Origin of the sequence: Bifidobacterium catenulatum PV20-2 (genome assembly GCF_000800455.1) — a bacterium.
Lineage (GTDB): Bacteria > Actinomycetota > Actinomycetes > Actinomycetales > Bifidobacteriaceae > Bifidobacterium > Bifidobacterium kashiwanohense_A.
Genome location: NZ_CP007456.1, coordinates 727,306 through 739,936 on the forward strand (window position 1 = coordinate 727,306; position 12,631 = coordinate 739,936).

General features: G+C 56.7%; 11 protein-coding genes. 10 read left to right on the forward strand and 1 reads right to left on the reverse strand.

The features are described from left to right. Positions 1-27: 27 nt before the first annotated feature. The 5 genes from rpoZ (at position 28) to fmt (ending at position 5,816) form a co-directional block, all read left to right on the forward strand. Entirely contained in the window at positions 28-312 is a 285-nt protein-coding gene (gene rpoZ, locus AH68_RS03065; RefSeq protein ID WP_003836480.1) for a DNA-directed RNA polymerase subunit omega, read from the forward strand. Between the two features lie 176 nt (positions 313-488). Further along, positions 489-1,703: a methionine adenosyltransferase gene (metK, locus tag AH68_RS03070; protein WP_039197548.1), complete on the forward strand. Its 1,215-nt coding sequence runs from the start codon at positions 489-491 to the stop codon at positions 1,701-1,703. A 14-nt stretch (positions 1,704-1,717) separates the two neighbouring features. Continuing rightward, entirely contained in the window at positions 1,718-3,949 is a 2,232-nt protein-coding gene (locus AH68_RS03075) for a primosomal protein N' (protein ID WP_039197550.1), read from the forward strand. 77 nt (positions 3,950-4,026) lie between these two features. Then, the gene (locus tag AH68_RS03080; RefSeq protein WP_039197554.1) at positions 4,027-4,737 is read left to right on the forward strand and encodes an HAD family hydrolase; all 711 of its coding nucleotides are present in this window, start codon (positions 4,027-4,029) and stop codon (positions 4,735-4,737) included. A gap of 116 nt (positions 4,738-4,853) precedes the next feature. Then, the gene (gene fmt, locus AH68_RS03085) at positions 4,854-5,816 is read left to right on the forward strand and encodes a methionyl-tRNA formyltransferase (RefSeq protein ID WP_039197557.1); all 963 of its coding nucleotides are present in this window, start codon (positions 4,854-4,856) and stop codon (positions 5,814-5,816) included. A 123-nt stretch (positions 5,817-5,939) separates the two neighbouring features. Here fmt and serB read toward each other — a convergent pair whose 3' ends face one another. Then, positions 5,940-6,614, reverse strand: coding sequence for a phosphoserine phosphatase SerB (serB, locus tag AH68_RS03090; protein ID WP_039197559.1), 675 nt, complete (start codon positions 6,612-6,614; stop codon positions 5,940-5,942). A gap of 89 nt (positions 6,615-6,703) precedes the next feature. On the opposite strand from serB, the gene arc reads away from it, so the two are divergent. The 5 genes from arc (at position 6,704) to pafA (ending at position 12,611) form a co-directional block, all read left to right on the forward strand. After that, the gene (arc, locus tag AH68_RS03095; RefSeq protein WP_039199726.1) at positions 6,704-8,278 is read left to right on the forward strand and encodes a proteasome ATPase; all 1,575 of its coding nucleotides are present in this window, start codon (positions 6,704-6,706) and stop codon (positions 8,276-8,278) included. A gap of 43 nt (positions 8,279-8,321) precedes the next feature. Further along, entirely contained in the window at positions 8,322-9,905 is a 1,584-nt protein-coding gene (gene dop / locus AH68_RS03100) for a depupylase/deamidase Dop (protein ID WP_039197562.1), read from the forward strand. A gap of 132 nt (positions 9,906-10,037) precedes the next feature. After that, positions 10,038-10,868, forward strand: a complete 831-nt coding sequence (locus AH68_RS03105) for an inositol monophosphatase family protein (RefSeq protein ID WP_039197564.1) — start codon at positions 10,038-10,040, stop codon at positions 10,866-10,868. A gap of 85 nt (positions 10,869-10,953) precedes the next feature. Beyond that, the gene (locus AH68_RS03110; protein ID WP_039197566.1) at positions 10,954-11,145 is read left to right on the forward strand and encodes a ubiquitin-like protein Pup; all 192 of its coding nucleotides are present in this window, start codon (positions 10,954-10,956) and stop codon (positions 11,143-11,145) included. After that, a complete protein-coding gene (gene pafA, locus AH68_RS03115; protein WP_039197568.1) occupies positions 11,145-12,611 on the forward strand; it encodes a Pup--protein ligase in 1,467 nt (488 codons plus the stop codon). The genes AH68_RS03110 and pafA overlap by 1 nt, the downstream gene beginning before the upstream one ends. Positions 12,612-12,631: the final 20 nt, after the last annotated feature.

Here is a 12,631-nt window from a genome sequence, read left to right on the forward strand (position 1 = left end):
TTATCTGATGATTGGGAGATAATCAATATGGCATTCGGCACTCAGCCAACCCCGACCGGTCTTGCGGAACCGCCGATCGATGATTTGATGGAGCATGCTGACTCCAAGTACGCACTGGCTATTTTCGCAGCCAAGCGTGCCCGTCAGATCAATTCCTATTTCACCCAGCTTAACGAGGGCCTGCTGCAGAACGTCGGCCCGCTGGTGGAGTATCAGAATCAGGAGAAGCCGCTATCCATCGCCTTCCGTGAAATCAACGACGGTCTGCTTGAGGAGACCCTCGGCGAAGACGATCTGACCGAAGGCAACTGACGCGACGGCTCTTGAAACAAGAGCCGAATCTTGAATTTTCATTCGCCCCGATACCTGAACGGTGCGCTTTGAATAGTCCACAATGAAACTATTGATTGCGTATGCGAAGGACGGGGCGTTTTTCATAGCAACCAGAAGGGACGAACGTGTGGGGCGTTCGTGAAAGGAGCAGCCAGATGGCTGAATTGAAATTGATTTCCGCTGAGTCGGTAACGGAGGGGCATCCAGACAAGGTCTGCGATCAAATTTCCGACGCGATTCTGGATGATATGCTTGCCCAGGATCCGCAGTCTCATGTGGCTGTGGAGACGTGCGCCACCGTCGGCCAGTTCTTCGTTTTCGGAGAGGTGACGAGCGAAGGGTATTCCGACATTCAGGACATCGTGCGTTCCGTGGTGCGTAATATCGGCTATATCAGTTCCCGTATCGGCCTTGATGCCGATTCCTGCGGCGTGACCGTGTCGTTGACCGAGCAGAGCTCCGAAATCAATCAGGGTGTGGCCCGTTTGAGCGGCGAGGCGGAATCACAGGCATCTCGCGAGCAGCGCTACGAAGCACAAGGTGCCGGCGATCAGGGCGTGATGTTCGGCTATGCATGCGATGAGACTGATGCGCTGATGCCATTGCCGATTTACTTGGCGCATCGTTTGGCATATCGTCTTACGCAAGTGCGCAAGAATGGCGAAGTGCCGCACCTGCGTCCGGATGGCAAGACTCAGGTGACCGTCGAATACGATGAGAACGATACTCCCGTTCGTCTCGACACGGTGTTGGTTTCCACGCAGCATGATCCTCAAGTCGATCAGGCGTGGCTTAAGGAGCAGCTGACGGAACATGTGATTCGTCCGGTGCTCGACGATGTGCTTGCCGATCGTGTGGCGCATGATGAATATCGCGTGCTCGTTAATCCGACCGGTTCGTTCGTGCTTGGCGGCCCTGCCGCGGATGCCGGTCTGACCGGTCGCAAGATCATCGTCGACACGTATGGTGGTGCGGCGCATCATGGCGGCGGCGCGTTCTCCGGCAAGGATCCGAGCAAGGTGGATCGTTCTGCGGCCTATGCGGCACGTTGGGTGGCCAAGAACATTGTGGCCGCTGGCCTCGCGCATAAGGTTGAAGTGCAGGTGGCGTATGCCATTGGCGTGGCTGACCCGGTGTCCATCAATGTGGAAACGTATGGCACTGAAATTGGTGTGACCCGCGAGCAGATTCAGCAGGCTGTGCGTAAGGTGTTCGACCTTCGACCGGCCGCCATTATCGACGAGCTCGATCTGAAGCGTCCGATCTATTCCAAGACCGCTGCTTACGGTCATTTCGGACGCAACGATGCTGATTTCACTTGGGAGACCACCAATAAAGTCGACGAGCTGAAAGCTGCCATCGAGGGCTGAGTTACCCTTGAATCATGAGTACTGAGGATGCCGAACAGCTGGCGCTTGACGGGCTTGCCCCGCGCAAACGGCGCAAACGTGCGCCTACGCCCAAAACGCCGGCTGCCGAGCATCCCATCGCCCAAGTGGTGCTTGACATTCAAGCCACCCATTTGGGGCAAACCTTCGACTATTACGTCGAGGAGAAATATTCCGAAGATGCACAACCCGGCGTAATGGTGCGTGTGCGTTTCGGAGGGCAACGAGTCAACGGCATCGTATGGAACAGAACCGATACCAGCGAAACCCCGGAATCGTCGCTGAGATTCATTGAACGAGTGGTCTCCGATCGTGTGCTGGTGCCCGCGTCCATGCGAAATGACGTTACGCTTATCGCAGATGCGTTCGGTGGAACACGAGCCAACATCCTACGTTTGGCGGTGCCTGCGAGAGTGGCGCGAGTTGAACAGGAGCAGCGCCTCGGCAATCGAACGAATATCGAAAAAAACAGGCACGGGGAATCACTTGCCAAGGCCGAACGGGAATCATACGAACAACTGCAACGGCAATACGGCAATATCAATCTGCTTCACGAAGCGTTGGAATCGCAACGTTTCCAATCGTTCGTGTTCGATCCGCTTCCGGGTGCCGATCATTGGCGGCAGTGCGCGGCATGGATGGTGGTTTTGGCGCTGCTACAGGGCAAACCGGCGGTGCTAGTGCTGCCGACCATGCGTGAGATCGAGGATATGGCCGAGACCCTGCAGGCTATTGGCTTGCGTCCTTTCATACCGACGCAATCCTCCAGTGGAGCATATGACGGCGATTTCGCCATTCTGAACGCGCAGATGGTGCCGGCGGAACGGTATCGTGCCTATCTGGCCATCAGCGAAGGGCAGGTTCGGTGCGTGATTGGCACGCGTGCGGCGATGTATGCTCCGGTGGACGGCAATGCGTTGTTCTTCATACTCGACGACGTGTGCTATCAGGATGCCGATGGCATGATGCCATACGCCAACGCTCGTGGAGTGTTGCGGTTACGTGCGAAATCGCATAACGGCGTGTTCGTTGCGATGGCCAATGCGCGCAGCGTGCAAAGCCAGTGGGAGACCGATGCGGCGCACATCGGAGCCACTCAAGTCAGCGGTTTCAGCACGCCTATTCATGCGTTTCCTGCGGTGACCAAGGAGGCAAGTCCTTGGATTCGTTGGCTCAACCGCGATGAATTGGCGAGACTTGCGGATGCAACCATTGGTGCGCGCGTGCCGCACACTGCGGTGCGAGTGTTGTCGAAAGCGTTGGAAAGCGGCCCGGTGCTGTTGAGCATTCCGCAAGACGGCATCAGCGAGGCATTGAGCTGTGCGAAATGCCACCGCCAGGCGAGATGTTCGTATTGCACCGGGCCTTTGGAACGATTGTTGGACGGATCCGTGCGATGCCGCTGGTGTGGCTCCGCCACAGTGCAATGGGCGTGCCCTGCATGTCGGGGCGAGCGTATGCGAGTGGTTCGTGTCGGGGCCGCGGGAACCGCACAGGAACTGAGCCGGCTATTTCGTGGCGTTCCCATCGTGCTTTCAACGCCAAGCCAACCGCGCGGCATTGTTTCCGATATTGGATTTACGCCACAGCTGGTTATCGCCACTCCCGGTGCCGAACCCCGTGTGCGTGGGCGGAATCCTTCGGAGTGCGAATACCGTGCCGTGGCCATTCTTGACGCATGGACCAGCCTGTACGCGTTCGGTATCGACGCGGGCATAGACACGTTAACATCGTGGATGCGTGCGGTTTCGCTATGCGCGCCGCGAATCAGGGGAGGCCAAGCGCTGCTGATCGGAGAAACCGATCCTACGCTTGCCCAATCGTTGATGCTTTGGAATTCAACGCTGTTGGCGCAAACCGAACTACAGGAACGTGAGCAGACGGCATTGCCCCCAGTGTTCGCCGCTGCCTGCGTGTGGGGTCGCCGTGACGCGGTGAAAGCCACGTTGGAACGGATTGGTGCATTGGGAGGGGGAGATATGTCTACCATCGAAACCGCCGAAGGCGTGCTGCCGTCCGTACTGGGACCGGTGCCCATTCCACAGCCGCGAACCATTGATTCGCGTGAGTTGGAAGGCACTGCGGATCGTGTCAAGGCCGTGGTGCGTGTGCCGCAAAGCCGACGTGGCGAATTGGCGTTGCGTTTGCGTTCCGCCAGCGCCCGCCATGTGGCCGCTCGTGAGCCCGGCGAGCTGCGTTTCCAGCTTGATCCGAAGGAGCGAATCTGACGCACGTCCCCTCGCCGTGAAAAACTAGATAGGTTGAAGTTCGGCATAAGACCGTATGACAGTGAATGGAGGATCATATGAAGGGCTGGCCAGGAGAGCCTGACATGGAGTACGACGTGCTCATGGCAGACGGCGAAGCCGCGGCGAATGCGGGCAAACCGATTACCGATGTGATTTTCGATTTCGGCAATGTGCTCATCTACTGGGATCCGGTTGCCGTGATGACGCCACGGTATAGCGACGAGCTTATTGAGCAGTTCCTTGACAACGATATTTCCGGCTTTTATGACGTCAATGACGAGTTGGACTATGGCATGTCGAACGATGATGGTGTCGCCTTGATGCGTGAACGGTACGGAGACAAGTGGGCCGACATGCTGCAGTATTATCTCGACAATTTCGTTGACTCGCTGACCGGCGTGGTGCCGGGCGCCCGCGTGCTCATCAACGATTTGAAAGCTGCCGGCGTGCGTGTGTGGGGATTGAGCAACTGGCAGAAGGACCTGTTCCCGATCGCGCTTGATAATTTCGATATTCTGCGCAGTCTCAACGATCGTGTGGTTTCGGGGTACGTTTCCTTGCGCAAGCCCAACAAGGATATTTACGAGTTCGCGTTGCAGCAGTTCGGCATTGACGCTTCCGGCGCGGTATTCGTGGATGATAAGGCCATGAATATCGTAGGCGCGAACAATGCTGGCATTCGCGGCGTTCGATTCAAGGATTCGCGTGCGTTGCGTGCGTTGCTCATCGATGCAGGTGTGAAGATTCCTGCAGTGCGCCAGGCATAGTGTTGGTGCGTTGCATTCCCTTGTCGCACACGCTGCTGATATGCGTGCTGTTGATATGGCGGAATGATTCCACGATGATAACGATGTGAATGAGGATTTGATAAGGAGGACTTTCCATGCTGAAAGTGCTGTTTGCCGGTACTCCGGATGTTGCTGTGCCGTCGTTGGAGCTGCTGGCTGAAGACACCGAACATTTTGAAGTGGTCGCAGTACTCACCCGACCGGATGCGCCTACCGGTCGTGGACGCAAGTTGGTGCCGAATCCCGTGAAACAGGCCGCGCTTGAGCTTGGCCTGCCGGTGATCGAATCCGATCCGAGCGAGGAAACCTTCATTTCCGAACTGGCAGCCACCGGAGCTCAGGCTGCCGCAGTGGTGGCGTACGGCAAAATCCTGAAGCAAGATGTGCTCGACGCGTTGCCGATGGGCTGGTATAACCTGCATTTCTCGCTGCTTCCGCAGTGGCGCGGCGCGGCTCCTGTGCAGCGTTCCATTTGGGCCGGCGAAAAAGTGACTGGTGCCACGGTGTTCCGCATTGTGCGCGCCATGGATGCCGGTCCGATTCTGGCGCAATCCACCGTGGAAATCGGAGCGCACGAAACCGCCGGCGAGCTTCTGAACCGTCTTGCCGAAGATGGATCACGCCTGCTTGCCGCATCGTTGCAGGCCATGGCCGACGATCAGATCATTCCGGTGGAACAGCCTGCCGGCGCATATGAGATAGCTCAGAAGATCACCGTTGAAGACGCACATATTCGTTTCGACATTCCCGTGTTCGCGGTGGACCGTCAGATTCGTGCCTGCACACCCAATCCGGGCGCATGGTGCGAACTGCATGCCAACGCTGAAGCCGAACCGACCATACTGCACGTGCTTCGAGCACAGAGCGCCGATATGAGCAATCCCAACACGCCCGCTTCGCTTGAGCCGGGGCAGATTGCGGCCGGAAAGAAGAACGTATGGGTGGGCACTTCCTCAGATCCACTGGAATTGCTTGAAGTCAAAGCCCAAGGCAAAAAGGCCATGCGTGCCGCCGACTGGGCGAGAGGTGCTCATCTCGACGGAGCCTACTGCAAGTAAAATCGAAAACAGGTAGATCATATAAAGTTGCCGTGTGAACATCATGATTTCACACGGCAACTTTTGCTATATCAAGCTTGTGATACTGCGGTTCAAATCATCAGAAGAGTCAAATCTCGAAAATCAACGAAGAAAATCAAGAATCCGCGTCAAATCGCGTTCGCTCACACGATGTGGAGCATCCGCCTGAACCGCAGGCTTGGCGCAGAACGCCACACCGAGCCCGGCGGCATGAATCATCGGCAGATCATTGGCCCCATCACCAACCGCAACGGTCTGATCCATACTGATGCCCATGTGTGAAGCCCAATCATGCAGCGACTGCAACTTCACATCTTTCGTAACAATATCGCCAAGCACACGGCCGGTCAGACGGCCATTCGCGGCTTCCAAACGGTTCGCAATCCAAAAATCAAGATGCGCGTCGGCGGCAAGACAATCCACGACTTCATGAAAGCCGCCGGAAACCACGCCGACTTTCCAATCATGCGCATGCAAGGCATCAATCAAATCAAGTGCACCGTGCGTAAAATGCACACGACGATATACATCATCGAATACCGAAGTCGGCAAATCCTTCAGCAATGCGACGCGAGCCTGCAATGCCTCACGAAAATCAAGTTCGCCATTCATCGCACGCGCGGTAATCGACGCAATCTGTTCACCAATTCCAGCAGCGGCGCCCAACTCGTCGATGACTTCCTCATCAATCAGCGTGGAATCCATATCCATGACCAGCAGACCCGGATGAGAAAGGGTGGGCGTGGGTGCGATGTTCGGCGATTCTTGTTCAAGCATGGTTTTGATTGTCGGAAATCATGCGGACAATGAGTATTCTTAATGGGTGAATGTATGGGGCGGTTGCATTCCGGCTTGGGTTTGTCGGAATGTTCCCGCGTGTTGGAAGTGGGGTTTGCATGGATCAGCGTGACGATACGTTGGCATCATTGGGCGAGGCCAACGATCAGTTGATGGCCAAGAACCATGCGCTGGCCAAGGCGTTGAACCGCGCCACTCAGGAGCTCACCAAAGCCAAGGCGCAACTGAACCAGTTGGCCGGGCCTCCCATGACCTTTGCCACCATGGTGCGTGTGTATTCCGCTCGAACGGACGAACAGGGTGTGCAGCATGCCAGCGCCGAGGTGGTTTCCGGTACGCGACGCATGATCGTGCCGGTTGCTGCGAATGTGCAGGCGTCCAGACTTGAGGCGGGGCGCACCGTGCTGCTCAACGAAAACATGGTGGTGGTTTTGCAAGCTGACACCGATACGTTGGGTGCGGTGCGTACGGTGAAGCAGGTTATTGATGATGGACGATTGCTGGTAGCCGACAATGGCGGCAATGTTACATTGGTCCGCCGTTCGGGCACGTTGGCGAAGGCTGTGATCAATGTGGCCGATCGTGTTACGGTCGATTCGTCCGTGCGATTCGCGCTTGCGCTGGTTCCCCCGCAGAATGACGCTGATCTGGTGCTTGAGGAAGTGCCGGATGTCACGTTTGCCGACATTGGCGGTTTGGACGAACAGATCGAACGTATTCGCGATGCTGTGCAAATGCCGTTCCTGCATCGTGAACTGTTTGAACGGTATGATTTGAAGCCACCGAAAGGTGTGTTGCTGTATGGGCCTCCAGGCAATGGCAAAACCCTGATCGCCAAAGCCGTAGCCAATGCGCTTGCCGAAGGTGCGGCCGGCGGCAGGGGCGTGTTCCTGTCGGTGAAGGGGCCGGAACTGCTCAATAAGTTCGTAGGTGAGTCGGAACGGTTGATCCGCATGATTTTCAAGCGTGCGCGCGAACGTGCCGCGGAAGGCAAGCCGGTGATTGTGTTCATCGACGAGATGGATTCGTTGCTGCGCACTCGTGGATCCGGAGTGTCATCGGATGTGGAAACCACCATTGTTCCGCAATTTTTGGCAGAACTTGACGGCGTGGAAACGCTTGACAATGTTATGGTGATCGGCGCGTCGAACCGTATCGACATGATTGATCCAGCCGTGCTTCGCCCTGGACGTTTGGACGTGAAGATTCGTGTGGAACGCCCGAAGGCGGCACAGGCGGCGCAAATCATCCGCCATTATCTGACCGATGACCTGCCGCTGGTGCCGGGATTGGATGCGAAGGCCCTAATTGGTGTGCTGGTCAACGACATTTATGCAAACGACGAACATCGGCATCTGTGTGATGTGAGTGATGAGCATGGCCAATGGCATCCGGTATATCTGGCAGATGTGGTGTCTGGAGCGGTGTTGAAGAACATTGTGGATCGTGCCAAAACCCACGCCGTGAAGATTTCCATCGAGGATGGCCAGCCCGCGGCGATTGGCGTCGACTTGCTGGCCAAAGCGGTCGACGAGGAATTCATGGAAACCCAAGATGCGGTGCTGGATGCCGATCCGGAGCAGTGGAGCCGCATCAACGGTTTGGATGCCGGACATGTGACCAGCATCCGTCCGGTGGCGTAATGCTGTTAGACAATGTGAAAGCAGACGAAAGGAAGCCATATCGATGAGCGTTCGTCGAATCATGGGCACGGAAACCGAATATGCGGTATCGGCGCCGAAACTTGGGCATTACAATCCCGTGCAATTGTCGTTCGACGTGGTTGGTGCCGCGGCAAACAAACGAACCAAACATATCCGCTGGGATTATCGGCAGGAAGACCCCGTCAACGACGCGCGAGGCACCAGACTGGAACGCGCCGCGGCACATCCCGACCTACTTACCGACGCGCCGCAACTCAACATCACCAACGTGATCGCAGCCAATGGCGGACGTGTGTATGTGGATCATGCGCATCCGGAATACTCGTCTCCCGAAACCGATGATCCTTTTGACGCCGTGCTCTATGATCATGCCGGAGACCGTATCATGCGCGCCTGCGCACGCAAAGCCAGCGAACAGACCGGCACTGCAATCGTGCTACATCGCAATAACGTCGACGGCAAAGGCGCAAGCTGGGGCACGCACGAAAACTACATGATGCTGCGTTCGGTGCCATTCGACCAGGTTGCGAAACTCATGACGGCCCATTTTGTGGCAAGGCAGATCTTCACGGGATCAGGTCGCGTCGGCATCGGCGAGCGGAGCGAAACCACCGGCTACCAGCTCAGCCAACGTGCCGACTACTTCCATATGAAAGTCGGTTTGCAGACCACGTTCGACAGGCCGATCATCAACACGCGGGACGAATCGCATAGCACCGACGAATATCGCAGACTGCATGTGATTGTCGGCGACGCAAACCGTATGGATGTGCCGCAAGCGCTGAAGCTCGGCACCACCAGCATGCTGCTCTGGCTGCTTGAACATGCCGAAGAGGCGGGATTGAACATGGCTGAGGCCTTGGGGATGACCACTCTCGCCGATCCGGTGCACGCCATGCATGAGGCGTCGCACGATCTTACATTGGGTGCCGCGTTGCCGCTGGAATACGGCGGCGAAACCACGGCATGGCAGATCGAAATCACATTACGTTCCCTGGTATATGCCGCCGCAGCCGTGGTGTATGGGACCGACACGTCTGGCGAACCGGCGTGGCCGGACCGTTCCACCCGCAACATCATGGCGATGTGGGGACAGGCGCTCGCCGATGTGGCGGCCATTCGCCATGCCGACGATGACACACGACTTGCGATGCATGGGGAAGCTTCCCGCGTCGAATGGCTGTTGAAATGGCAGTTGTTGGAGAAGCTGCGGCGCAAGATCGGCTCTGGCTGGGATGATGCGCGCATCGCGGCCGTCGACTTGAAATGGGCTGCGATCGATCCCGCCGATTCGATTTTCGATCGGCTGCGTGCCCAAATGGAACGTCTGGTCACGGACGAGCAGTTGGAACAGGCTTCGGTTGAAGCGCCATCGGCTACTCGTGCGTGGTTGCGTGCTGAGATTATTCGTCGTTTCCCTGAGCAGGTCGTGGCCGCATCGTGGTCTCATCTTACCGTGCGTCATCGAACGATTGGTGATAATACCGTGGAGAATCCGATGGTCTCATTGGATATGTCAGACCCTCTGAAATACGGCAAATCTCAATGTTCTGGCTATTGTGAACGTGTCCAAGATGCGGCGTCGATTTTGGAAATGTTACGGTGAAATACTATCTGTGCGGGTAACATTGCCATCAATTGGTCGCGAAGAACGACCATTGGCAACAGGTAACATCATCCCGGTATTTTGAGGAGAGGACGTGCCGGGACTGTACAGAGGAAACGAAAAGGCATATCTATGGAACTGAGGCAAATCGCCCTCGAAGTCGCTCGCATCCTGCAGGACGCAGGCAAGCATGCGTTGAACGACCAGACGAATCCGCACGACATGAGAAAACTGGAAGCATCCGAAGACTGCTTCCACTTCACTTCAAACACCGACGAGCGCCTGCAGCAGTTCATCAGCAACCGTCTGACCTATGTCGACGTGTTCGATGGCTTCTGGCAGCTGAGGCCGGAACAGTGCTATCCCGGCCAACGATACTGGTGTGTGGGCGGCATCGACGGCGTGATCAATTTCGCACGCAACATGCCGGAATGGACCATCACCGTGACATTATTCGAATTCAACGACCAGTGCTCCGCACAGCCGATCCTTTCGGTCGTGCACGCTCCGGCGCTGGGATTGACGTATCTTGCGGTGCGTGGATCCGGCGCGATCCGTATTCGCAAGACCCCATTGGGAGACAAACGCGAGAAAATCATTCCTTCCACCACGTCGTCCCTCGATGGTTCGGTGGTGAGTTTCGGCATGTCCCCGGTATCGTCCGAATCGCAGCGCGCGCTCGATGTGGTGGCGAAGATCGCCGGGCGACCTGCCGATATTAAACGTGTCGGCCCGGCGTCCCTTGATTTGTGCAAGGTGGCCGACGGTACGTACGACGCGTATTTCGAACCGCACTTGCATGAGTGGGACGTACCTGCCGTGTCTGCCGGTGCCGTGGTGATTTGGGAGGCACAAGGCCATCTGACCCAATGGAATGGCGAAGGCGTTCACTGGCGCCAGGAGAACGATGTGATGGCCACCAACGGCCTGATCACCAACGATCTGAGCCAGTATTTGGCATAGTGTTGCATGCTGCGCCACACCTGATATAAGGTGTGGCGCAGCGTTTTTTGCAGGTTTGCAACCGGAAGTTACAGGGAGGAACGTCATGCCTCAGGAATTTGAACAGGCTCAATCCGCATCCGCAGGCCAAGAGGTGGGTGACATTGTCAAATCCGCCGGCATGCAAGTCGACGGAACCACTGATGCGTTGGATGCAGTGCTTGACGATATCGAATCGGTGCTCGAGTCCAATGCCGAGGAATATGTCGGTAGTTTCGTGCAAAAAGGCGGCGAGTGATGCCACAGCTGCGAGACAGCGGCAATCATTCCTCGTCTCCGCTTGATGCTGGAACGTTGCGTGAGGTTCATTCTTTCGCTCGTATTTTCGGCATTGAAACCGAATACGGCGTCAGTGTGACCGGCGCGGATGCGCCATGCGACGCCAGCCAGACGGCAATGATGATGTTCCAACCGATCATTGCCTCCGAGCGGTCGACCAATACGTATATTGAAAACGGTTCGCGACTGTATCTTGATGTCGGATCGCATCCCGAATACGCCACGTCCGAGGCCTGCGATCCCATGGATGCTCTGGCCGTGGATGCGGCTGGCGAACTGGTGATGCGCGACCTTGCGCAGGATGCCCAGCAGAGGCTTCGTTCCACTCATGGGGCGCATGCCACAGTGCATGTGTTCAAAAACAACGTGGATTCCGCGGGGCATTCTTTCGGCTGCCATGAAAACTACTTGGTACGCCGTTTTGTGCCGTTGGAAGTCATTGAACACGAATTGCTGCCGTTCCTTATCACACGTCAGGTGTTTACTGGCGCAGGCCGGGTGACGGAATCGGGTTTCCAGATCACGCAGCGTGCCGATTTTTTGGATGAGGCCGTTTCGTCTGCGACCACACGATCGCGCCCAATGGTCAACACTAGGGACGAGCCGCACGCCGATCCGGACGCTTTCCGGAGACTACATGTGATCATCGGCGATTCGAATCGTTCCCAATGGGCCACGATGATGAAGCTTGCCACCGCGCATCTGGTGTTGTGCGTCATCGAACAGGCGGGGCGTGAAGGGCGTGAGTCGGGATTCTCGCGTTTCGCATTCGCGGATGCCAGCGCCGCTAATCGTGCGGTCAGCCGCGATATGAGCGGTGTGACTGCTTCGTTCGACATGGCCGACGGATCGACGTTGCAGGGTGGTGCCGTAGCCATGCAGGAACGTTATCTGCAGGCCGTGGAACAGTTCGTGGATAAGCATCCGGAAGTGGCTTCGTCGTTGCCTCGCACCGATGTGCACGATGTGATTCGTCAGTGGCGCAATGTGTTGGAAATATTCCGTTCCGGCAATGTGGATGCCTTGAGCGACAAGGTGGACTGGGTGTGCAAGCGTCGCCTGTTCGAAGCGCTGCGTACCCGTTCCGGTGGGAATGTTGCACAGCGAAAACTGGAGCAACTGGATTTGGATTACCATGACGTGGCCAATGGTGCGTTATATGACTCGTTGCTTCGTCGTGGGACTTTGCACTCATTGATTGGCGATCGGCAGGCTCAGGAGGCCCGCACCATGCCTCCAGCAGATACGCGTGCCGCATTGCGTGGCAGGTTTGTCAGCGCGGCCAAGGCGTATGGGGCGCAGTATTCCTGCGATTGGACCAGATTGTCGTTGCAGACGCCGCAGAGGATGGACATGGTCTTGCTCGATCCATTTCAATGTGAAGGGAACGAGGATTTCCAAGCCATGCTTGATGCTTTGGCATAAAGTGAAGGCAGATGGTCTGC